The following is a 22,676-nucleotide window of genomic DNA, read 5'->3' as shown; positions in this document are numbered from 1 at the left end:
TCTTGCCAGCCTCCCGGTTACAGAGCCTGATGGGACACTCGATTCATCCGAAAGCGTCGTCGACCCGGATTAAGTGCCACGCGTGTCCCCTCGGTGAGGCCGCTCAAGCGGGCCCTTGCGCGAACGTCAGCTGCAAGCAAGGTTGGCCGCAGCATATTCTCTTACCGCCAATGCGTCGCCTTCCTTGCGCAAATTTCACCAGGACCAGCAAATGACACAGCATTTCGATTCAGACCTCGGGCGGTCGGCTACCACACCCGACAGGGGCGGCGACTGGGCCCGTCAGACCGCCGCCAATGAAATCGCCGAAAACGCACTGCGAATATTGATCGAGATCTTCGGCGACCGTGCTCAGGGTGTGCTGGACGAGATTGAAAAGGCTGCGAAGGCGCGGTTTCACCCATCAACCGCTATTCTGTCCGAGATCACGTTCATCGTTGACAGGGCACGCCTCTCCATTCCCCTTCAACGATGTTGATCGCGTAAATGGCCGCACCCGGGCACGCCGGGGTTGGATTACTCGCAGCGATGCAAGAGCAGGATCGACTGGCGGTCTTGGGGCCGGTGCGCGCCAAACTATCACGCAATTACCGTTGTTGACGCGATATCTGGCTGAATTTCGGATACGAGGCAATCCGGGGTCAGAAGCCGAATTTGGCATTCTTGGTTAAGCCTGTCCGCGACGCCGGTCTCCGGCTTCGTGGCGTTCGGACCTTTTCGCTCCATTGCGCTTCCACTTGTGGCGCCAGTCGTTGCAGCCGTTGACCAAACATGCTGTCGCACCAGATCGTGACCGGTTCGTACTGAGGCAGTGCCAGCGAATCCACTCGATCGCCTTGAGTATATGCCGGTGAGTTCCACGGCGTTGTTCGTGGTTTCGACAAGAACCGCCTGGGCGATTTCAGTGCCGTCTCGATTAGATCGCAACCCCCAGCCGCCGGCCCGGGCTAGGCTCGCATCGCCATCGGAGAAGATGTGCAGCCCACGCGAAAAGTTGCACTGTTCGGGAACTTTTCGCCTGCTAGCTTACTTTCTCGTGCGCTCCGGTACCCCTCTGGATGCAGCACGTATTGCAGGCGCCTTCCCGGTGCCTGCTTTTTTTTGATCCGTTACTGCCTACTGGAGCGACAACAGCGTCGGCGTCATGTCCTGGCCCTGAGGCTGGAACTTCCCGTAGCTGCCGATGAGCTGCTGTACCATGAACGCGGCCTGACGGGCGTTGACGATGCCTTTTCACGTCGACGCTGCCCGCGGAGATATTCGCGTAGTGGCGTGAGGAACTCTGGGAAGACGTAGGTCATTGGGATGCTTCCTTTTCGGAGAAGAACCCGCGCGACAAGGCGCGGGCGGAGCTTGATAATCTCGAGAAGGATCATGTGTCCGCCCCCTTCGCCACATCGGTCGGAACCTTGTTGCCAGCCTTCCCATTTGAGGAATGCGGCACCATGACCGCGGAGGAGATCACAATGGGCATCAAGCAAGCACCCACGGAAAATGGGAAGAAAGCGGCACGCGGACTCCGCAAGGCTGCGGCCGCAGAGGAGCGTAAAGTTGAAGCCGAAAAAGGCTCAGGTCTTGCCAAAGGCGCGGATAGGGTCGAAGAACGTTCGCGCAGCTCAGATGGAAAGAGCTCCGGCGACAAACAACGTCGTTGAGCCGCCCCGAGCAGTGGCGACAGGAGAACTGAATGAACCCCGAACTCGGCCCGTACGTACAGATGGGCAGGCTGGCTGAGCAGATGGCCACACGATACCAGATAGACCCCAATCTCGACCTTGAGCCGCTGGTGCAGCATTTTATGGACGAGGTTGAGGTCAACGTGGCGGCGGATAAGTTCGATCACTCAGGTTTTATGAAGAACATTCGCCGACCGCTGAAGATCGCAGCGGATGCGACATCTGATCCCCGGCGCAAGGAGTTTCTGCAGTCTGTTGTGGATGCACTCTCTACCCGTCTGGAAGGTATTTAGCCCGGCACGCCTTGGCAGTCATCACCGTCTAACTTGAGGCCGCTTCGTCGTAAATCTGCTCGACGCGCTGGGGCGAATGGAAGTCGACGATGTTGCTCATGCGCCCTTCCCTTCCTGGCATTCCTCAAGCTCGAGGAATTGACTTCCGTCACGCCTGCGGATTTTGGTCCGCGCACTCACTTCCGATAGCACCATGTGCCGATAGCGATAGTTTTGGCGGCGGAAGAGCGGTAATGTGGGCCATAGGAACGGCTATATCCGGCTGGTAGCCGCGTGACAGAAGTGTATCGCTGCATCATTGCTTATGTTGATGGCTGAACCGCCGGAGACGTACCATGGCCAGCATGACGATTTGAGCGTTCCGTGGTCGATTGGCTCGCAGAACATCCGAAAACGCCACAGCATTCTTCCGCCATTCTATGATGGGTGCGATCGAACGCGGGAGATCGGGCAGCGCTTCTAGCGGTTGCGAACACCTCCTTCTTCAGACTGGCCATGGTCTTGCCGCCCGCCGAGACGAGGTGCCCGATCCCGTCAAGATCACGAGATTCTCCATACGCAGCCATTCCGAGATCAGGTCCTGAAGGCGAATGGCTCGTGCCTCTGACCCACGCCAACCAGCAGATCGCCAACGCCGCCGCCCTCCGTAAGACCGATGAGCTGGTATTCTATCGGCACAGGCGTCGCTGCTGTCATTTCGCTTCCCCCTCTGCTCCACGGCGCATTGGGTTTACAATTTGAAGCCCCTTGAAATCCTTTTCGTTATCCGTAACGACCACACAGTCGTTTGCTCCGGCGACGGCCGCAATGATCATGTCGAGCGCACTACGTGGGCGTCCCGCTGCCTTTCCTTCCGCCATCAAGCGCGCCCAGATCAGGCCCGCCCTGTCGTCGAACGAGAGAATGCGGCCGGCGAACAGTTCCTGCGGCCCTTCTGGCCCGGCGAACCAGGTATCGAGCGCATTTCGCTTTTTTCCGCGCGGCTTCTCCAAAATGCCGCGCCGTATTTCTGCGATGGTGAGCGCCGAAATAAACAGGTCTTCGTCGCGCTCATCTGCCCACCACGCCAGCAGCGCTTCCGATGGCTGCGGCCTGACGATATTGCTGATGATGTTGGTATCGAGAAGATAGCGCGTCATAAATCGACCCGGCGCCCTTTCTCGCGCGGGCGCGTCAGATCGAGGTCGGCGCCGACAAGGGGAGAGCGGCGAAGGGCGGACAGGATGCCGCCGGATTTTGGCGGCTCCCCTGCAACAAGGACCGCCTTGACTGCAGCTCGCGCTTGCTCCGCTTCCGGCCCCTCCTCCGCCAGTTGGCGCGCAAGCGACCGGATCAGCTCACGGTCGGATTCCAGCGCCAGAACCTCGAAGCGCTTGAAACCACGCTGCGTCAGGCGCGCCCGGTAATTCTCGATCGCTCTCTTCTGTGCAACATTGCTCATGGCTCACCTCCGTAGTATATCCTGATATATATCCAATTTCTGCCTTGCAGACAAGGGATGTAGGAGTGTGCCGGACTTCGCCGTCGACGCCGGCTCATGCCCGCCGTCGAGCATCGCTCTGATAAAGGCCTGAACAACACTTGCATGATCGTTCTGACACCAACGTCATCTCGGAGCTGCTGCTGCCGGTCCCGGAGCGTTCCGTGGTCGATTGGCTCGCAGAACAGCCGCCCGCCGCCAATTTCACGACCGCGGTTACCGAAGCCGAGATCCTCTACCGACTGCGTTTACTTCCCGATGGCCGGCCCCGACGCGACCTCGAAGCGGCCATCCTTCCGATCTTTGCGCAGGACCTCTCCGTCGTGTTCTGCCGTTCGACCGCAATGCGGCCGACGTCTACGGCTCGATTGCCACCGACAGGCGCAGAATTGGCCGCCCCATCAGCCAGTTCGATGCGCAGATCGCCGCCATCGCGCTTTCTCGCGGTGCAGTGCTGGCAACGCGGAATGTTGTCAACTTCGAAGAAGTCGGTCTGAGCTCATAAACCCTTCGGAGATCCGCTGAGGTGGCTGTGCACCGCACACCACCGAGCGTCCCGGCTGAGGAAATCCTGAACCGAGCCGAGCGATTGGATGCGCTTTATGCCATCCTGCCGTTTGACCGTCGTGACCAGCTGGCTGTGCTGCTGACCGATGACGACGTCGCCACGCGCCTTGACTCCCTCAAGCTCAAATGAGAACATAAATAGAACGAAACGCGGAGTTCTCTTATGCACAAGACTGACACCGTCATTGCCAATGCCCTCGCCGAAGTCGCCGCATGCAAAGCTCTACGCGAACGTACGCTTGCGCGCCGGGCCGAGGCGCAGAGGCAGATCGAAACCCCTCGCCCAGTGTACGTCCTGGCTCACAAGAAGGCACAGATGGAGCTGCCGCTACAATGACCGCCGAAGCCAACAGAGAGGTGCCGCAGAGAGATGAAGCCGCAGAAGTTCTCGCGATCCATAAGGGCGACCCCATCGAAGCCATCCGCAGCCTGCTCGCCGACCGAGCCCGCCTGGAAGAACGGCTGGCGACTGCCGTCGTCATCATGGGAAGCGGATACACACGTGGTTGGCGGCCCTGACTGTGCCGGAGAGCCATCAACGGGGCTTAGTGCATCCCCGAGTTCGGATGGGGGCTCACACCCTCAACAAAGCAGACGAGATCGGCCAGCTTCTTAAGGTGAGATGTGGCGTTTGCCGTGTTACCCACTTCTATAGGCCTGGCGATGTCGCGCAGCTGTTTGGCGATGTCACAATCCTCGACATAGACGGTCGATTCCACTGTAGCCGCTGCAATTCCAAGGAATGGATCGACCTCAAGTACGTGATGCCGAGCGCAGCCGATCGTGTGAAGATGACGGTACGGCATCTGGTGAAGATAAAGAGTGTGCGGGTGCCGGTCTGGAGGGATGTTAAGGGTTAAGGAAGGGAGGCCCAATTGCCTCCCCGTTCATGTTCGTCAGCTGGACTACCGATCCTTGGAGGATTTATCATCCTGATCGTCGCGACGCTCACGGCCCTGCCGGTCGTCCTGCTCGCGACGCTGACGCTGCTGCTGTTGGTCCTGCTGCTGCGGATTCCGCTGCTGCTGGTCCTTCTTCTGATCGGGACGCTGCGGCTGCTGATTTCCCATTTTAATACTCCTCAATTATGTGACGACCTCGCTGCTGCGAGGATTGGAGAAACGTTGGAACGACGCGTGGGTTCCACATTGACAGCCACACCGTGGGAGGCCCACCATAGCGTCAGAAGGGGACGCGATGTGCAACCTGCACAACATAACGACCAACCGAAGTTCTTCCCTTCGCGTGTCCCAATGAACGCCGAAGATGCGACTTCCGAGCCGTCAATCGCATCTCCTTCGTATTGGCTGGTTCCGACTCTTCGTACGAACGCGCCATTAAAAGTGGCCTTACTTCCCTAATGACCTGCCGAAGCGCGAATTTGCAGTCACTGATTGAGCCACCCTCGCGGGCACGCTGGACAAGACGGCCAGCAAGTTCTCCTATCAAGCCGATTTGGGCAGACCGTCACGCGGTGCTCTTGAAGAACGTCAGGAGGTCTGCGTTGATCACATCGGGATGGGTGGTGCACATGCCGTGCGGCAGGCCCGCATAGGTCTTAAGCGTGCCGTTCTTCAGCAGGTTGGCTGAGAGCGGCGCGGAGTCGGCATAGGGCACGATCTGGTCGTCGTCTCCGTGCATCACAAGCACGGGCAGCTCGATCCTTTTCAGGTCTTCGGTGAAGTCGGTTTCCGAGAACGCCTTGATGCAGTCGTAGTGCGCCTTGGCACCGCCCATCATGCCCTGCCGCCACCAATTCTGAATGACGCCTTCGGAGACCTGCGCACCTGGGCGGTTGAAGCCGTAGAGCCGGCCGGCACATCGCGGAAGAACTGGGCGCGGTTGGCAATCAGGGCGGCGCGGAAGCCGTCGAAGATTTCGATCGGAAGGCCGCCGAGGTTCTTCTCCGACTTCACCATGATCGGCGGGACAGCACCGATGATGACGGCCTTGGACACGCGGCCGGGCTTGGAGCGAGCGACATAATGGACGACCTCGCCGCCGCCGGTCGAGTGACCGACATGGATGGCATTCTTGAGGTCCAGCTTCTCCGCCAATTCCGCGACATCTGCCGCGTAAGTGTCCATTTCGTTTCCGGTATCAGTCTGCGTCGAGCGGCCGTGACCGCGGCGGTCGTGGGCGATCACGCGGAAGCCCTTCTCGAGAAAGAACATCATCTGATTGTCCCAGTCGTCGGCCGAGAGCGGCCAGCCGTGATGGAAGACGATGGGCGCGGCATCCTTGGAGCCCCAGTCCTTGTAGAAGATTTCGGTGCCGTCGACGGTGGTGATGTAGCCCATGGTCATGGTCCCTTGTTCGGTTGCAGTGGATTGTCTGGCGGCGGAGGCCCACTTCGGAAGCGACGCTGCGGCGGCCGCCGCACCTGCGGCGAGGAGGAAGTCGCGCCGTGTGGCGCTCGGTTGTGTTGCGAGGGCAGTGCTGTTCATGTGCGTCTCCGTTGGAGCTGTGCCTCTGTTGATGAAGACAACCGTGCCCGACGGATGGACGTAAAACGAGTTAAGCGTCGTAAATTGATGAAAATCCGAGTTCTCGCCATCGTGCGGGCAGGCAAAAAGGGGCCGGAAAACCTCCAGCCCCTTCATGAGAAACCCTCGATATTTCAGGCGGCGACGAATTTGTAAGCATCGCCTCGGCGTTCCGCATGTCCGACACCGGGATAAGTCCAGTGAAATCCGAGGAGCTTCAGCTTCTCCGTGGCCGCACGGTCCAGCAACTTCCGACGGTTCGCGAGCGCAACTTCGGGATCTGTGTCGAAACCGAAGTGCCAGTCCGGCCTTGCGAAGAAGATCGTGTCGTTGGTGCATGCGTCGCCCGTGATCAGCAGATTGTCACGGCCTTCAAGCTCGACAGAGACGTGGCCAGGTGTGTGGCCGGGCGTACTGACGATCGACATGCCCGGCACTATCTCGTCGCCTTCCCTTACGAACGTTATCCGGTCGTCGACAGCGAGGAGATCGCGCCGCGCGCCCCTGGCAAAGTCGTGCAGAGCCGCCGGCCTCCGGGCCTCGAACTGCTTGTCCGTCCAGAAGTCCCATTCGCTCTGGCTCACATAGTATCGCGCGTTGGGATATAGAACGCTGCCGTCGACGGTGGTGGCCCCCGAGTGGTCTGGGTGAGCGTGGGTGAACACCACCTTGGTGATCTGTTCCGGAGCAACGCCCAAAGTCAGTAGATTCTGCGCCAGCCTGCCGGCCGTCGGCTGAAAGTTCGTGCCAGACCCGTTGTCGATAAGGATCAGATCGTCGCCATGGCGTATCAGGGGGATGTTCGCCTGCATGGCAGCGCTTTCCGCGCTTCCGCCAAGCCGCATGAGAAAGTCGGCGCGCTCCTCCGGTTCGGCGTCCGGAAGCAGGACTTCGGATGGCAGGGTTATGAAGCCGTCGCTCACGACTGTGATATCAAATGATCCATGCGCGAATTTGTGGAACGAAGCAGCGAAGATATCGCGGGGCAAGGCCATTGCGGCAAGAGTGGCCGTGCCGACGAGCAATTGCCTTCTGGTTGCGTGAGCATTCAAGATTCCGAAGTTGGACATGGCCTGTTCCTCCTCGCCTTCGTCGACAGTGCTGATCATCGGTGGCGACGTCCAGAGGTTAGGTGCGATTGGTGACACGAGCGAGTTAAGCTTCGTAAATCGGTGAAAAACCCCGCGGATCAGATGACGCCGTCGTGGCGAGGTCAGCGACGACGTTGATCAGCGCACGGGCGGCGCAGAGCGGAGAGCAATCGTTGTCTCCGAGGATCAGGAGCCCGTTGCCCGCGCCCTCCGGCGCGACGAACAAATGCTTCCCCGGGACCAGTGCCACTGGCTTGCCGACGTCGAGAAATTTCCTGATGAGCGCTGCCACGCCCTGGTCGTCATCCGACCAGGTGCTTCCCGATAGGCCGACGCAGAAGGCTGCAGCAAAGTCCTCGATGACGATCTGGGCCAGGCCGAGGGTATCGGCAAGTTCGTCCCGGGCGTTTCGGTCGCCTCTGAACCGCCTTACCGCGTCGCCGGCGGCGTCTGCGGAGGCGTGGGCGCACCGCATAGCTTCCGCGAGCATCGGAGGACCGCCCTGATCTGTGGCTATGACGACTTCCGAACCGAAGTCCTTGAACGCGTAATAGGGGGTCGCTATTCGCGCCAAGTCAACTTCAGGATTTCCGGCCCCTTCGTTCTCGCCTTCGACAATCACTATCAGAAAGCGAATGGCGGCTTCTTCGTTCATGGCATTCTCCTGTTCTGCGTGATCATCACGCGCGCGGAGGCCTGGAACGAGTTTAGAGTTGTAAATCCGTGTAAATGTCCCTGGCCATTCAGGGGATCGACGAACCGCTCTTTGCGACCTGCATCACTTCGGTGTCGTTCGACGACAGCGCAGCCAAGTCCCGATCGATCCGCCTTTTCCAGGCATGAGCGCCGTCATGGCGTGCATGCTCGGCTCCGAGCGCAAGATGTTCCATCGCGCGGGGAATGGCGTCATCAAAGCCCTCGGACAGAATGACGGCCGCCTTGACCCGGTGAAGCTCCGGCAAGCACCACCGTTCGCCGGAGCCACGGCAATGCTCTATTGCGTCATCCATGAGCCTATGCGCCTCGGAATAGCGCGAGAGCTTGGACATGGCGCACGCGGCGACCGATCGGAAGTGGGTCATGAACAAAGTGAAGCCTGCTGACGAGAGCGTTTCCATGCCGATCCTCAGGGTCCGGATGCATTCCTCCGCCCTGCCCTCCCGCAGCATCAATTCAGCCTCGAAACAGTCGGCGTAGCAGTGCCAGACGTCGAGCGAGAGCGCCTTGGTTTGCTCCCTCAATTGCGAGATGTATCCAGAGGCGAGGTCGTCGCGCCCGGAAAGAAGCGCGATCGGGCAAGCGGCCTCCGCCAGAACATTGGAGAGGGAGAGCGTGTGTCCAATGTCGAGAGCATAGTCCACGGTCTCGCGCACTTCCTGCAACGCATCCTCCTCCTCGCCGAGGACCCACATGGCGCGGGCAAGGACGATGCGAGCCGTGACACGCTGCTCGAACTGAAAGCGTATGGAATGCTGGCCGCCGCGCAGGGTCGAATATTCCTTCAGCATTCGCCGCTGCTCGGCACAGGATTCAGCATGGCGGCCGAGCCAGTGCAGTGTGGCACCGCGCATGCGCCTGCCTATGATCGCGTCAGTAGGATCGGTCGAGGAGACCGCTAGCCCACCGAACCTCTCGACCAACTCCATGCCCGTGGCGGGTTGGGCACGGTTGATGGCGTCGACCCACAAAGCCCAGATGGCGCGAAGCTGATGGTCGACATCTCCGATTTCCTCGGCGATCTTGAGCGCGGTGGACCATGCCTGGATTCCGTATTCCGGCGCGTCGGTCGCTCGCATCTGCGGCCAGCCGAGTGCGGCGTACAGTTTCATGCGGCTGCGCTCGTCGAGCCCCGGCCGCTCTTCCAGGAGGTTGATTGCCCTGGTGACGGCCACAAAGCACTCATCCAGCAAAGACATCCGGAACAGAAGCGGAAGCCCCGCCACGGTGAGCTTCACTCCGAGCAATTGATCGCCCTGCGGGCCAAACGACCAATCGAACGCCGCCCGCAGGTTCGCCACTAGCGAGGCGTAGTCCTCCGACCAGTCGTCGACGGCGGCGACGTAGAGTTCCTGCTCGGCGTGCGCGAGTCTGTCTTCGAGATAGGCTGCGAGGCGGGACATTGTTCTGTTCGTGCCGTCGGATTCCTCCAGCTTCTCGGCGGCGTAGATTCGTGTCGTATCAAGGAGGCGATAGCGGGTCCCTGCCGACTGTGTGTCTGCGCTCACAAGAGACTTCGACACCAGCGAAGCCAGATCGTCTTCGGGAAGGTCCCCGGACAGCAGCCTGTGCGCGGCTTCGCCGCTGAACCATCCCCGAAAGACGGAAAGCTCCTGCAGCGCCGTCCGCTCCTGCAAAGACAGCGTGTTGTAGCTCCAGTCGAGTGTGGCCCGGAGAGTCTGGTGTCTGGGCAAGGCGGTGCGGCGGCCACGGGTCAGGAGTCGGAAGCAGTCAGCCAGCGACGCCGCCAAGCCTCGTACGCTGATTGCCTCCAAGCGGCCCGCGGCAAGCTCGATGGCGAGCGCGATTCCATCCAGCTGCGAGCAGATTTCAACAACGAAGGGCGCGTCCTCGTCGGTGAGTTCGTAGTTTCCGAGACAGGCGTCCGCGCGCTCCACGAACAGCTGGATAGCGGGCCATGCCAAAGCCTCACTTGCCCCGCCAACCGTTGTCGGCAGCTCCAATGGCGACAACCGATGAACTCGTTCGCGCTCGGCCCTGAGAGGCTCGCGGCTGGTGGCAAGGATGCGGGCGCTCGGGCACATGGCTATGATGGCCTCGACCGTCGGTGCCACCCCGTCGACGGCTTGCTCGCAGCTGTCGAGAACAAGGATCAACTCGCGGCCGGCCAGATGGGCGGCGATATCGCCGACGATGTCCTCGCTCCTGGTGAGAATGCCTAGCGACGAGGCGATCGTGGTCGGGATCAAGCCTGTCTGGTTGACGTCCGACAGATCGATCCAGACGGCCGCGGGCATGGCTTCGCCCGCGACAACGGCGCGGGCGACGGTGGACTTGCCAATGCCGCCGGGCCCGACGATCGTCAGCAGCCGAGAACGACGCAACTGCATGGCGATCTGAACGATAGACTGCTCGCGCCCGAAGATGCGAGGTGCGGACGGCCCGCTCGCCGGGCGGAAGAGCGGCACCATACCAGAAGGTGCTTCGGCCTTCTCAACGGGCAGTTTCGCAACGAACGTGTAGCCTCGTCCCGGAACGTTCGCGATGATCTTGGATTCGCGTTGGTTATCATCCAAAGCCTTCCTCAGCGCGGAAATATGGACGCGGAGGTTTGCCTCCTCGACGAAGGTATCCGGCCAAACGTGCTTAATGATCTGCGCGTTTGTCTTGAGCTCTCCGGGATGCTGGGCGAGAAAGATGAGGATGTCGGCCGCCCGACTGCCAAGCGGCACCCTCTGGCCATCACGCAGCAGCATACGCTGGCCTGGGACGATCGTGAACGGTCCGAAATGTAGCTCACTCACCGCTTGTCTCGCAAAAGGACAAATGAAAAAGTTGTAGTCGGAACAACGCAGTGTCGATCCCTACATGTTTGCAAGCAGTCGCAGCGACTTGCAATCATTGCAATGACGATTGGACGAAAGTTTTGTAAGTTTTTGGGTCGAGCTTTGCCCAGCACGAGTCACAGTCTAACCGCCAGAAGCCGTCATCTTGCATTGTCGACCCGACAGCGCCCGCATCGCGCGACTCTACCGTCCGGCAAACACCACTTCGTCCCACGGTGGGCGCGCCGGGAAAACCTCGAACTTCACAGCTCCTTCCTTTGTGCTTGGAGTGCTTGTTGAGGCCAAGACCATGGATGCGATCCTTCCGACCCTCAGGGCCGTGCGCCCCGCACCGGTGGGACGGGTCGCCAGTGCCTGATCGGTGCCCTTGCCGCTGGGCGACGTGGAGGACTGGACCGGCTACCGTTTCTCCAGGGGCGCAGCATCCTGCGCGTGAGGACCATTAAATCCATGGCGATGGAGCCGCATACCGCTATCAAGTCTGTCCTGTCGTATCGCTGCTGTTGTCGGCGCGCTCGGCGGGCACCTCGTCCTCACCGATTTTCCGCAGGAGATAAAGCAATGCCACCTGTTCGGCTACGTTCAGCCTGCACATGGTCCTTTCAGAAATCAGCTTTGCCCTCGGATACATTTCTTCGAGCACGGCCTCGCCCGCCGGCAGCAGCGACATGATGACTTTCCGGCCGTCATTGGCATCGCGCGAAATGTCGATCAGTCCGCGCGCCTTGAGCCGGTCGACGATGCCGCGGATGGTCGCCTGATCGACGGCCGTCGCCTTGACCAGCTCGGCCTGGGAAACCGGCCCCAGGTCATGCAGGGCGCAAAGCGTCACGAACTGCACCGATGTCAGGCTGGGATCGGTGGCATTGTCCTGGAAGATGGCGAGGTGCCGCTGGTAAGCCTTCCGCAACAGGTGCCCCACCTGTTCGGTCACGCGATAGCGGTCCTGCCCATCATGTTCGTCCATGTCTTTACCTACAGCCTTCGTCTGCCGATCCAGCAATGTCGCAATCGTTCCTTCTAGACGCCGAAACGCCGCAATAAAATCGGCCCGAGGCACATGACCTCCAAAAAAGGCGTAACGGCTCCACAAGCGTTGGCAGAGCGGCTCCTGAGCTAGCTTAACCGCGATGGTGCACGGCACCACCGCGGCTGAATCACCGGGTCATTCGAGTGCCTGGCTTTTCGTCTCGACATCGATCAGCCAAACGCTGAGCGCCCCCAGCAGCAGAAGTCCGGAAATGATACCCAGCGCCAGTCCGAAGCTGCTGCTCATGATTGGTGCGACGATTGAGGGTGCAAGCAGGCCGCCGAAGCGTGCCACAGAGCCTGCGGTTCCCATGCCGCTGGCGCGCAGCCCCGTCGGATAGACCTCTGGTGTGAAGGCATAGATTGCACCCCAGGTCCCAAGCAGCGCAAAGCTCATGAGGAGCGACGCGCTCACCACCACTTCCAGTGTCTGCCCCAGCCCGTATGCCAATGTGCCGACGGCGCTCAGCAGAAGGAAGCCGATCAGGGTCGGCTTGCGGCCCCACCGTTCGACGCCATAGGCAGCCAGCGCGTAGCCGGGCAACTGGGCGATTGCCAGGAGCACCAGAAAGAGCTGACCACGGAGGAAGCCGAACCCGTCATTCGCCAGCTTGACCGGCAGATAGACGAACACGCCGTAGTAGGAAACCGAGATCAGCAACCAGGCCAGCATCAAGAAAACGCTGCGGCGACGGAGTTCAGGCGATAGCAGGGCGGCGAGTGATTTGCTTTCGGGCTTCTGCGGCATCAGCGGTGGAATTTCCGTGGTATTGCCGTTGGCCTTCGCAACCCGCTGAAGGACCTGACGGGCCTCCGCCGACTTTCCTTTTCGGCTGAGGTAAAGCGGAGATTCGGGCACATAAAACCGCAGTACCACCCCGATGAGGGCCGGAAGCCCGGTGACGAAGAAGATCGTTCTCCATGCTTCACCGCCTTGGCTTCCTGCAGCGAGGGCCAACATGGCAAGTGCGACCGTGCCGACGGCCCAGAAGCCCTCAAGCAGAACGAGCCAGCGCCCGCGACGATCGGAGGGCAGGAATTCGGCCATCATGGCATAGTCGACGGGCAGTGTGCCGCCAACACCAACACCTGTCAGAAAGCGTGCAACATAGAGCCACTGCAGGTCGGGTGCGAAGGCCGAGGCGACGCCAAACACGGCATCCAGGATAATGGCGGCAAAGAGAACCGGACGGCGACCGATACGATCGGCGAGACGGCCGAATACGAAGGCGCCGATGAGCATTCCAAGAAAGAACATCGTGCCGGTCTGCAAGGCTTGCGGAACGGTAATGCCGAAACTTGCAGCAATCGATGGCGCAGTGAAGCCGATTGCCAGGACCTGCATGGCGTCCGCGGCCCAGACGAGACCGAAGATGACAAACAGGCGACGCTGGAACGTGCCGACGCCGGCGGTTTGGATTGCTTGTTCTACTGAAACTGGTGATTGCATGGAGACCCCTCATGTCGATTGATGCCATTTCTTGTCGCGCCTCGCTGTGCGCGTGCCGTGATCTAACGTCACGTTGCTGGCCGCCATCGTCGGGCGGCCAGGGAATTGTTCGGCTGAACTCGGGTCAGCCGAAGTTGTGCTGCATTTCCTTCACGGCGATGTCGCCGTCGAGCACCATCGGCTCGTCATCGAGGAAGAGGCTGCAACCGCGCATCGGAATGTCCAGATGGCATGCGGTGTCGTTCGGGCCGCCCAGCTCGTTGTTCGGGCCGGTGGAGAACATGACGTTTCCGTAGAAGGAGCGCAGTTCCATGCCCATGCCGCCGCCGAAGTCGCAAAGGCCGTGCCAGTTGGCGCGGTGGTCCAGCCCCCAGCCGACATGCGACATGCCCATGCCGCGCGGATCGTTGAAGGTCTTCATGTAGGATTTGATGAGGTCGGCCTCGAGGCCTCCGCGGATGTCCTGAATGAAGCCCTTCTCGATCGTGTAGATGACCGGTTCACGGACATAGATGTTGAGCGGCAGAAGAACATCCCCCGGTGCCAGGACGATCTGGCCGTCGACGCCGTCGTCTGCAGCACCCGAGAAGACGAAGGCCGCCGGCCAATGGTCCCAGCGACCCGCCTCGTCGGTGCAACCGTATTCGCCGACCGTCGGATAGACGCCCATCTTGTAGAGAACGTCAGTACCCGCCTTGCTGGTGATGCGAAGGGTCTTGGCCTTCTTCATGTATTCCACGCCGACTTCGACACGCTCGCGAAGCTGCTTTGTCGGCATGAGCCGGCCGAGCAGCGGCGCCGGTTCGACCGCCGTCAGGACACGCGCACCGGCGGCCTGGATCGCCATCTGTTCCGGGCTGAACAGCAGGAAGATCAGGTCGACCACCATGTCCGCCTTCTTGAGCGCCTCGACGGCTTCGGGGTTTCCGGCAAGCCCGGTCTGGCCGACGGCCCAGCTTCCATCGCCGGGAAGCGGTGCAGGCAGGCGCAGATGGTACATCCGCGCGCCCAGGCGCTGGCCGGCTGCCAAAAACGCATCGGCGTAGTCGAGCCGCTCGTCTCCCTGCGAGAGCACGACGACCTTTTCACCTTCATGAACGCCGCTCTGCTTCAATTGCTCAAGGCACAGTTCCGTGAATACACTTCTGTCCATCTTTGTCGGTCCTCTGGTTGGCTGTTCTTGTTTTCGTTCGTAACGCTGCGTCTAGGGCTACGGACAGCTCGCGCCGCCGAAGGCTGTGATCGCTTCCTCGCGGGAGACGACATCGCCGTATTTGCTGTCGATGTCGAAGAGATTGGCGTTGTGCGGATCGGGATGACGGTCGCCGACGCAGTCGCCGACGACGATCGTGCGGAAACCGTGCTGGACGGCATCCACGGCGCTGGCCCGGATACAGCCGCTCGTGGAGCAACCGGCGAGCACGACCGTATCGATGCCCTGGGCGTGAAGATGCGGAGCGAGGCTGGTGCCGAAGAATGCGCTGGCGTACTGCTTGACGATCACCAGTTCGCCGGCGGCCGGCGCCACCTCGTCGCAGAACTCGGCGAGTTCATTGCCCGCGACCATGGCCTTCATCACGGGCGCCTTCTGGACCCAGATGCCGCCGTCGGCGCAATTTTCCGCCAGATAGAGAATCCGCGTGTGGATCACCGGTATGCCGGTGCGGCGGGCCGCCTCGATCAGGTGAGGCGTGCGGGCGACTGCATCGACCACGCCCGGCGCATAAAGCGGGGAACCCTCGATCGTATAGCCCTTGAGGAAATCGATGACGAGAAGAGCCGGGCGCTGGCCGAAGCCGATGCGGTTTCCCCAGACACCCTTGTAGTTGGCTTCGGCGCTCTGCATGGCGGGCTCCCTCAGTATGCGCCGGAGAGCAACGCGCCGGCACCCGGCACGACCGCCTCGAGCCCAAGTGCCTTCAGCATGCAGTATGTCGTCGCGACTGCTGCGGTCACGACCGGCTTGCCCGTCATCGCCTCGACCTTGGCGATCACCGGCAGCGAAGGCATCTGCACGCACGCCGACAGCACGATGACGTCCACCTCGGAGAGGTCGAGCGTCTGGACGATTGCCGGAAGGTTCTCCGGATCGTGGCGGGCAACGTCGAGATTGTCCGGGATTTCCAGGGCCCGCCAGTCCATGACCTCGAAGCCCTCCTCGCGAATGTAGTTCACGACGAGTTCGGTCAGTGGCTTCATATAGGGCGCGACGACCGCGATCTTCTTGGCGTTCATCACCTTCAGGCCTTCGACCAGCGCGCCGGCACTGGTGACGACCGGAATGTTCGTGTCGTTCTCCTGCGTGCGTCCCCTCAGCCGTACCTCGGACTGGCGATGATAGCCGAGGCCCATTGCCATGATGGCGACCAGGCAGGCATAGCCCAGCACGTCGACGCGGGCATCGGAGAGTTCGACGGCGCAGCGGTCGGACTCGGCGTCCATCGCCGCCAGCTCTTCCTTCACGACCTTCTTCATGCGCATGCGGCTTGAATGAAAGGTGAAGCGCTCCGGGCGGATGGACTGACGCGCCGTCAGCATCGCCGGGATTTCGGTTTCCATCGTGGTGTTGGAACTGGGAACGATCTGGCCGATTCTATAGATGTTCTGCACGGAATTTGTCCTCTGGTATCAGGCTTGCATTCGAACGAGCGGCGTCCAAAGAACGCCGCAGCCGTCATCATCAGCGGGAGAGAAAGTCACCGAGTGCGGCGAAGAAGCCGTCGAAATCATCCCAGGGGATCATATGGCCGGCGTTCTCGACGCGGGCGATCTCGATTGCGGAATTGAGCCCAAGCGCTTCGTCAACATCCGCCTGCTCGATCACGCCGCCGCGTCCCGCCACCATCAGCATCGCAGGAACCGAAAGCTTCGGGAGGTCGGGGAAGATGTCGTCCCTGTGGAAGTCCTCGAACGCGGTGACGATCGCCGGCTCGTAGCAGGTATGCAGCCACTCGGCGCGCAGCTTCAGCTGCTCGTCCGTCCAGGTCGGGCAGAAGGCCTTCATGCCTTCGGCGTCGATGCCCCTCAGGGAAAGCCGGATGGAATCGACGTACCACGGCAGCTTGCTCGGATAGGGTCGCCGTCCGGGACCGGATACGGGGGGGTCGACGAGCACGACACGAGAAAACGCCGCAGGCTTCATGTTCGACGCGCGGATCGCGATGCGGGCACCCATCGAGTGTCCAAGCAGCGCAGGAGCGTTAAGCTTCAGCGCCTCCGCAAAGTGGACAACGTCGGAGGCCATCGAATCGAGGCCGTAGTCGAGATCGGGCCCGGTCGAGGAAAGTCCCCGGCCGCGTACATCCAGGACATAGACATCGTGGTTTGCCGAAAGCCGTTCCGCGACGAATCCCCAGGTGATGGCCGGACTCGTGATGCCCGGAACAAGCACGACCGGGCTCCCCTTGCCGCCATAGCGAAGATAGTGCTGGCGGATACCGTTGGCGAAGATATTCGCGCCGTACAGGAACTGCCCGCTCATGCTGCGCTCTCGCTCTTCAGTGGCTGCGCATAGACGTCATACCCATAAACCCAGGACGGGTCCTCCTGGTGCAGCAGGAACGTATTGGCGTTGGACACCGTCTGAACGCGGGTGGCGCGGTCGCGGCGGTTGACCTCATAGAGCTTGAAGGCGGTGGCGTAGCCGCTGATCCCCGTCTCCTCCAGGCAGCGCGTCAGCATGGCGGCATCTTCGATCGCCATGGCAGCGCCTTGCGCCATGTGCGGCTTCATCGGATGGCAGGCGTCGCCCAGCATCACCAGGCGGCCGCGGCTCCAGAGCGGCAGCGGATTGCGATTGAAGAGCGGCCACTTCGTCACCTCGTCGGTGGATTCGATGAGCGCCTGAATGACGGGGTGGTAGCCCTCGAACTCGGACGCCATCTCCTCGCGGCTACTTTCGACGAACGCCGAGTCGAACTCCCAGGCGGGATGTGGGACACCGGTTACATAGTAGTATTCGTCACGCCGGCCGGTGGTGTAGTAGACCATCATGTGACGGTCCGGACCCCACCATTTCACACAGTCCTCGAACTCCAGTTCGAACTTTTTCAGCTTGTCGGCGGAGATCAGGGCGCGATGGCCAACCCAGCCGCTGTAGTTCGGCCTCTCGAAGCCGAGCAAAGTTTCGCGCACCTTGGAATTGATCCCGTCGGCACCGATGACGATGTCCGCGCGCACCGACGTTCCGTCCTCGAATTCCAGCATGACGTCGGTGCCGTTGTCGTCGATGCGGACCAGCTTCTTGCCAAAATGCAGCGTGCCCGGCTTCAACTGATCGCATTGCAGCGCCTGCAGGTCGCCTCGGTGGACCGTGCAATAGGTCGCGCCGTAGCCTTCGAGGGGAATGCGGGACAGGTAGTCACCCGTAAGGCCATCGCGGCTGAACCAGTGGCTCGGCGTGCTGCTGATTGCGACAACCTGCTTGTCTACGCCGAACCGCTCGAAAATCTTGAGCACGTTCGGACCCATGTGGATACCCGCTCCGAGCCGCGAAAAGCTGGGCGCCTGCTCGTAAACATCGACATCGAACCCGGAATGCTGGAGCAGCGCGCCGGCGACAGCTCCGCCGAGACCGGCGCCGATAATTGCGATTTTCTCTTTTCTTTCCGCCATGATGACCCCTCGCGGCGACGAACCGAATGCCGCCTTTTTGGCTTTTGCTGTTGGCGCGATAATAAGCGTGTACACTTTAAATGACAATAGCAAAATGGCGGAGCGGGCGACGGATCGCGCATATGTTTCAACTTGATGCGCTCGATTCTGTTGTTTTGTCATCCTTATTCGTCATTGCCATTCGTCAATTTATAGCGTATACGCTGGTTACAAATATAAGGGGCGCACCCGGAGAACGCGTGACGGAAGATCGCGCGTCGCATCGGAGTGCAAATCGAAATCTGACGTCGACGGCCGTTCCGTCGCGGGAATGGGAGTGACTATGGCCGCTATTGCCATTTTGCGCCGGCTAACGCTTGCGCAGCCGGACGACCGGGCACCCCGCTGTTGCGGCCGGGGATGATCCGGTGGTCGCAATACCGATGCAAATCAACGTCAACGGCGAGGCCCGCAGCATCGAGGCCGATCCAAAGACGCCTCTTCTTTACATCCTGCGGAACGATCTGGCCCTGAACGGGCCGAAATACGGATGCGGGCTCGGCGAATGCGGGGCCTGTGCTGTTCTGGTCGATGGGCGTGCAGTGCGCTCCTGCACCATACCGCTCTCCGCGATCGGCGATCGCCGGGTCGTCACACTGGAAGGGTTGGCCACGGGCCAGGAACTCCATCCCGTGCAGCGTGCCTTCATCGAGGAGGCCGCCGCGCAATGCGGCTATTGTCTGAACGGAATGATCATCGCGACTGCGGCCCTTGTCGCGGCGAAGGTGAACGCCGACGAGGCCGATATTCGCGAAGCTCTGCGGCATCACCTCTGCCGCTGCGGAACACATATGGAAATCTTGGCGGCGGCGCGGCGGGCAGTGCGCTATGCGCAGTCCGAGCGTCAAGCCGTACCGGCGTCGGAAGCGGAGAAGCAGGCATGATCGGGGACGAAGAACAGCACGGATCCGCTACGGCAGAGGCATCCGGGCAGCTCTGCGTGTACGCTGCCGGCGCCGACGGCCGCATATATCTTTCGATCGATCAGGCCGGTGTCGTCCGTGCCTTCAACGGTCACGTCGACCTCGGCACCGGAATACGCACATCGCTGGCCCAGATCGTGGCCGAAGAGCTGGACGTTCCGTTCAGCCATGTCGAGATGATCCTCGGCGATACCCGGACTGGCCCAGACCAGGGTGCCACGATCGCGAGCGAAACCATTCAGGTCACTGCGATCCCGCTGCGGCAGGCGTGCGCCACGGCCAGAGCCTATCTCCTCGACAAGGCGGCTGCGCACCTCGACGCGCCAAGGGACAGGATCATCCTCGACGAAGGGGTGATCCGGGGGAGCGAGGGCGAGAACTGGAACATTCCGATCGGCGACCTGATCGCCGGCGAGGACATAAGGCTGGAGATCGACCCGGATGCTCCGGTCAAGCCGGTCTCGTCCTATCGGCTGGTCGGCGCGTCGCGGCCGCGTGTCGATATCCCCGCCAAGGCGACCGGAAAATGGACCTATGTGCACGACGTGCGCGTGCCGGGCATGCTGCATGGCCGTGTTGTTCGCCCGCCTTACGCCGGCTTCGATCACGGCGACCACGTCGGAACCAGCCTGATTGCGGTGGACGAGGCATCTGTCGCTCATATCGACGGCGTCGTCGCAGTCGTGGCGATCGGGGACTTCGTCGGCGTGGTGGCCACGCGCGAGGAGAATGCGGCCGAAGCAGCGCGGAGCCTAAAGGTCGACTGGCGCCCTGCTCCCCATCAGCCGGACCTGAATTCCCCCGAGAACGCCCTTCGCGCCAATCCGGCGACGCCACGCAAGCTTGCCGACAGGGGCAATGTCGATCTCGCACTGGCGGCCAGCCCGCAGCCGATGGACCGAACCTATGTCTGGCCGTACCAGATGCATGCCTCGATCGGTCCCTCCTGCGCGGTCGCGGACTATCGCGACGGTCGGCTCACGGTGTGGTCCGGTACGCAGAATCCGTTTCCGATGCGCCGCGATCTGGCCCTCCTGCTCGACATCCCCGAAGATTTCATCGTGGTGGAAAGGCTCGAGGCGGCCGGTTGCTACGGGCGCAACTGCGCTGACGACGTGACCGCCGATGCCGCCCTTCTGTCGCGCGCGGTTAGCGCGCCGGTGCGCGTCCAGCTGACCCGCGAGCAGGAGCATGCCTGGGAGCCGAAAGGTGCGGCCCAGGTGATGGACGTTCGCGGAGGTCTGGATCTGGAAGGCGGGCCGGCGGCCTACGATTTCCAGACGCGCTACCCCTCCAACCTCGCACCCACGCTGCCGCTCCTTCTTACGGGCAAGGTGCCCCCCATAGCTGACGTCGTGCAGATGGGGGACCGGACAGCAATCCCGCCCTACGCCTATGGCAATCTGCGGGTGACTGTCCACGACATGCCGCCGATCGCGCGCGCCTCGTGGTTTCGCGGCGTCTCTGCGATGCCGAATACGTTCGCGCACGAATGCTACGTCGATGAGCTTGCAGCCGCAGCCGGCATCGATCCCATCGAGTACCGGTTGCGCTATCTGCACGACCCGCGCGCGGTCGACCTCGTGCGTGCGGTCGCCGAGCGTTCGAAGTGGGTTCCGCATACGACGCACGGCACGCTGGGCGGCGAAAGCGACCTGCTTTATGGGCGGGGCTTCGCCTATGCCGTCTACGTGCACGGCAAGTTTCCCGGAACCGCCGCCGCCTGGGCGGCCTGGGTGGCCGACGTCGCGGTCAACAAGAAGACCGGCGAGGTCGCGGTGACCAAGGTCATCTGCGGCCAGGATTCCGGCCTGATGATCAACCCCGACGGGGTCCGACACCAGATCCACGGCAACATCATCCAGTCGACAAGCCGCGTACTGAAGGAGAAGGTCGATTTCTCCTCGACCGCCGTGACCTCGAAGGAATGGGGTGGCTATCCGCTGATCACGTTCCCGGAAGTGCCGGATATCGACGTGCTGATGATCCCAAGGCAGGACGAGCCGCCGCTCGGCGTGGGCGAATCCGCCTCAGTCCCGAGTGCGGCCGCCATTGCGAATGCCGTCTACGACGCGACCGGCATCCGCTTCCGTGAGTTGCCCTTCACGCCGGAGAAAATTCTCGCAGGGCTGAACGCCGACGCGCCGCGCCGTCCGCAAGTTGCTTCCCGGAAACGGTGGTGGCGCAACATCGGCCTTTCGGTGGCTGGCGGGGTCGCGGCGTTGTCCGGGCTGGCGACGATGGCATCGCCCTGGCGGCCTGCCATCCCGAGCATCGAGCGTCCCGGCAGCGACGTCTACAGTGCGGCCACGATAGAGCGTGGCCGCCTTGCGGCCGCGGCCGGCGCCTGCAACGTCTGTCATGTCGGGAACGACGGGACCCCATTTTCCGGAGGTCGTCGTTTCGACACGCCCTTCGGCGCCGTATATGCCACCAATATCACCCCCGATGTGGAGAACGGCATTGGCGGCTGGTCATACACTGCCTTCGAGCGTGCCATGCGCGAAGGCGTCAGCCGCGACGGGCGCCACCTCTACCCCGCCCACCCCTATACGTCCTTCGCCGGCGCAGACGACGCCGACCTGCAAGCACTCTATGCGTATCTGACCTCCCAGCAGCCGGTGGCCCAGCGCGCGCCGGAAACCAGGCTGAAGTTCCCCTACAGCTTCAGGCCGATGATGGCCGGATGGAACGCCATGTTCCACAAGGCCGAGCCGTTCAAGTACGATGCGAGCCGCGACAGCCAATGGAACCGCGGCGCCTATCTGGTGGAAACGCTGGGCCATTGCTCGGCCTGCCACACCGAGCGGAATGTCCTCGGTGCGGAAAAAGGCGGTGCGGCGCATCTTTCCGGCGGCTTCGCCGACGGGTGGGAAGCACCGGCTCTGAATGCCCTCGCCAAGGGGCCCGTCGGCTGGACCGAGGACGCCTTCTTCGACTACCTGCGCAAGGGGCACTCGAGCCAGCACGGCAGTGCCGCAGGGCCGATGGCCGACGTCGTCAAGGCGATGCAGCCGCTTCCCGACAGCGACATACGCGCAATGGCCAATTACCTTGCGAGCCTGAACGCCGACGCCACCCCGGACAAGGCCGAAACGCAGCGCGAGGCGGCTATTGCCGCCACCAACGCCGCCAGGATTGAGGCGGCGCGGATCTCGCCGCGGGGCGAGCGCCTCTTCAATGGCGCCTGCGCTTCCTGCCACGGCGACGACAAGATTCTGTCGTCGCTGGCGCTGAATTCCAATCTCCATGCCAACACGCCGGACAACCTTCTGCAGGCCCTGCTGAACGGTGTCGAGGCGCCAGCCATCCTGGCGCAGACGACGGGTCGCGAGGCTCCGGAGGTCATGTCGATGCCGTCCTTCAGGCAGACACTTGACCATCGGCAACTGGAAGACCTCGCTGCCTATGTCCGCGCGCGCTTTGCGCCGGACAAGCCTGCGTGGGACGACTTTGCAGCGGCCATGCAGCGTGTCAACGCGGCATCCCATTGAAGAGGTTTGT

At 61.8% G+C, this 22,676-nt stretch carries 20 protein-coding genes and 3 pseudogenes; 9 read left to right on the top strand and 14 right to left on the bottom strand.

Annotated features, from left to right (window positions below):
* Nucleotides 1-211: 211 nt before the first annotated feature.
* The 3 genes from P0086_RS03205 (at nt 212) to P0086_RS03195 (ending at nt 1,969) form a co-directional block, all read left to right on the top strand.
* Entirely contained in the window at nt 212-478 is a 267-nt protein-coding gene (locus tag P0086_RS03205; protein ID WP_275782424.1) for a hypothetical protein, read from the top strand.
* A gap of 988 nt (nt 479-1,466) precedes the next feature.
* Nucleotides 1,467-1,655, top strand: coding sequence for a hypothetical protein (locus P0086_RS03200; RefSeq protein ID WP_275782422.1), 189 nt, complete (start codon nt 1,467-1,469; stop codon nt 1,653-1,655).
* 32 nt (nt 1,656-1,687) lie between these two features.
* Nucleotides 1,688-1,969 carry a hypothetical protein gene (locus P0086_RS03195; protein ID WP_275782420.1) on the top strand — a complete coding sequence of 94 codons (282 nt, stop codon included), beginning with the start codon at nt 1,688-1,690 and terminating at the stop codon, nt 1,967-1,969.
* Nucleotides 1,970-2,661: 692 nt separating this feature from the next.
* On the opposite strand, the gene P0086_RS03190 is transcribed toward P0086_RS03195, so the two are convergent.
* Together P0086_RS03190 and P0086_RS03185 are read right to left on the bottom strand one after the other, a co-directional pair.
* Complete coding sequence (locus P0086_RS03190) at nt 2,662-3,108, bottom strand: type II toxin-antitoxin system VapC family toxin (protein ID WP_275782418.1); 447 nt, start codon at nt 3,106-3,108, stop codon at nt 2,662-2,664.
* Nucleotides 3,105-3,410, bottom strand: a complete 306-nt coding sequence (locus P0086_RS03185; protein WP_275782416.1) for a hypothetical protein — start codon at nt 3,408-3,410, stop codon at nt 3,105-3,107. Before P0086_RS03185 ends, P0086_RS03190 begins: the two co-directional genes overlap by 4 nt.
* Before the next feature lie 140 nt (nt 3,411-3,550).
* Between P0086_RS03185 and P0086_RS03180 the strand changes: the two are divergent.
* The 4 genes and pseudogenes from P0086_RS03180 (at nt 3,551) to P0086_RS03165 (ending at nt 4,535) form a co-directional block, all read left to right on the top strand.
* A pseudogene (locus P0086_RS03180) lies at nt 3,551-3,954 on the top strand (type II toxin-antitoxin system VapC family toxin).
* 27 nt (nt 3,955-3,981) lie between these two features.
* Nucleotides 3,982-4,119: pseudogene (locus tag P0086_RS03175) on the top strand (integrase); the annotation flags it as partial.
* A gap of 60 nt (nt 4,120-4,179) precedes the next feature.
* Nucleotides 4,180-4,353, top strand: coding sequence for a hypothetical protein (locus tag P0086_RS03170; RefSeq protein WP_162702302.1), 174 nt, complete (start codon nt 4,180-4,182; stop codon nt 4,351-4,353).
* Nucleotides 4,350-4,535: a hypothetical protein gene (locus P0086_RS03165; protein WP_275782414.1), complete on the top strand. Its 186-nt coding sequence runs from the start codon at nt 4,350-4,352 to the stop codon at nt 4,533-4,535. Before P0086_RS03170 ends, P0086_RS03165 begins: the two co-directional genes overlap by 4 nt.
* A gap of 386 nt (nt 4,536-4,921) precedes the next feature.
* Here P0086_RS03165 and P0086_RS03160 read toward each other — a convergent pair whose 3' ends face one another.
* The 12 genes and pseudogenes from P0086_RS03160 to P0086_RS03105 form a co-directional block, all read right to left on the bottom strand.
* Entirely contained in the window at nt 4,922-5,086 is a 165-nt protein-coding gene (locus P0086_RS03160) for a hypothetical protein (protein WP_275782412.1), read from the bottom strand.
* 397 nt (nt 5,087-5,483) lie between these two features.
* Nucleotides 5,484-6,316 (bottom strand): annotated as a pseudogene (locus tag P0086_RS03155) (alpha/beta hydrolase).
* A gap of 320 nt (nt 6,317-6,636) precedes the next feature.
* Nucleotides 6,637-7,572, bottom strand: a complete 936-nt coding sequence (locus tag P0086_RS03150) for an MBL fold metallo-hydrolase (protein ID WP_275782815.1) — start codon at nt 7,570-7,572, stop codon at nt 6,637-6,639.
* 85 nt (nt 7,573-7,657) lie between these two features.
* Nucleotides 7,658-8,248, bottom strand: coding sequence for a transporter (locus P0086_RS03145; RefSeq protein WP_275782410.1), 591 nt, complete (start codon nt 8,246-8,248; stop codon nt 7,658-7,660).
* Nucleotides 8,249-8,336: 88 nt separating this feature from the next.
* Nucleotides 8,337-11,027, bottom strand: coding sequence for a winged helix-turn-helix domain-containing protein (locus tag P0086_RS03140; protein WP_275782408.1), 2,691 nt, complete (start codon nt 11,025-11,027; stop codon nt 8,337-8,339).
* A 565-nt stretch (nt 11,028-11,592) separates the two neighbouring features.
* Nucleotides 11,593-12,084, bottom strand: a complete 492-nt coding sequence (locus P0086_RS03135; protein WP_112609554.1) for a MarR family transcriptional regulator — start codon at nt 12,082-12,084, stop codon at nt 11,593-11,595.
* Between the two features lie 198 nt (nt 12,085-12,282).
* Nucleotides 12,283-13,596: an MFS transporter gene (locus P0086_RS03130; protein WP_275782405.1), complete on the bottom strand. Its 1,314-nt coding sequence runs from the start codon at nt 13,594-13,596 to the stop codon at nt 12,283-12,285.
* A gap of 124 nt (nt 13,597-13,720) precedes the next feature.
* On the bottom strand, nt 13,721-14,749 hold the full coding sequence (locus P0086_RS03125; protein ID WP_003526874.1) for a hypothetical protein: 1,029 nt from the start codon (nt 14,747-14,749) through the stop codon (nt 13,721-13,723).
* A 57-nt stretch (nt 14,750-14,806) separates the two neighbouring features.
* Nucleotides 14,807-15,442: an N-carbamoylsarcosine amidohydrolase gene (locus P0086_RS03120; RefSeq protein WP_275782400.1), complete on the bottom strand. Its 636-nt coding sequence runs from the start codon at nt 15,440-15,442 to the stop codon at nt 14,807-14,809.
* Between the two features lie 11 nt (nt 15,443-15,453).
* Nucleotides 15,454-16,206 carry an Asp/Glu racemase gene (locus tag P0086_RS03115; RefSeq protein ID WP_275782398.1) on the bottom strand — a complete coding sequence of 251 codons (753 nt, stop codon included), beginning with the start codon at nt 16,204-16,206 and terminating at the stop codon, nt 15,454-15,456.
* Between the two features lie 70 nt (nt 16,207-16,276).
* Nucleotides 16,277-17,077: an alpha/beta hydrolase gene (locus tag P0086_RS03110; RefSeq protein WP_275782396.1), complete on the bottom strand. Its 801-nt coding sequence runs from the start codon at nt 17,075-17,077 to the stop codon at nt 16,277-16,279.
* Nucleotides 17,074-18,210: an FAD-dependent monooxygenase gene (locus tag P0086_RS03105; protein WP_148189591.1), complete on the bottom strand. Its 1,137-nt coding sequence runs from the start codon at nt 18,208-18,210 to the stop codon at nt 17,074-17,076. The genes P0086_RS03110 and P0086_RS03105 overlap by 4 nt, the downstream gene beginning before the upstream one ends.
* A 422-nt stretch (nt 18,211-18,632) precedes the next feature.
* On the opposite strand from P0086_RS03105, the gene P0086_RS03100 reads away from it, so the two are divergent.
* Nucleotides 18,633-19,133, top strand: coding sequence for a (2Fe-2S)-binding protein (locus tag P0086_RS03100; protein ID WP_275782394.1), 501 nt, complete (start codon nt 18,633-18,635; stop codon nt 19,131-19,133).
* Nucleotides 19,130-22,666 carry a molybdopterin cofactor-binding domain-containing protein gene (locus P0086_RS03095; RefSeq protein WP_275782810.1) on the top strand — a complete coding sequence of 1,179 codons (3,537 nt, stop codon included), beginning with the start codon at nt 19,130-19,132 and terminating at the stop codon, nt 22,664-22,666. The genes P0086_RS03100 and P0086_RS03095 overlap by 4 nt, the downstream gene beginning before the upstream one ends.
* Nucleotides 22,667-22,676 lie beyond the last annotated feature (10 nt).

The organism is Mycoplana sp. MJR14 (assembly GCF_029210525.1).
GTDB lineage: Bacteria > Pseudomonadota > Alphaproteobacteria > Rhizobiales > Rhizobiaceae > Mycoplana.
This window is presented reverse-complemented; position numbering and strand designations above follow the sequence as displayed.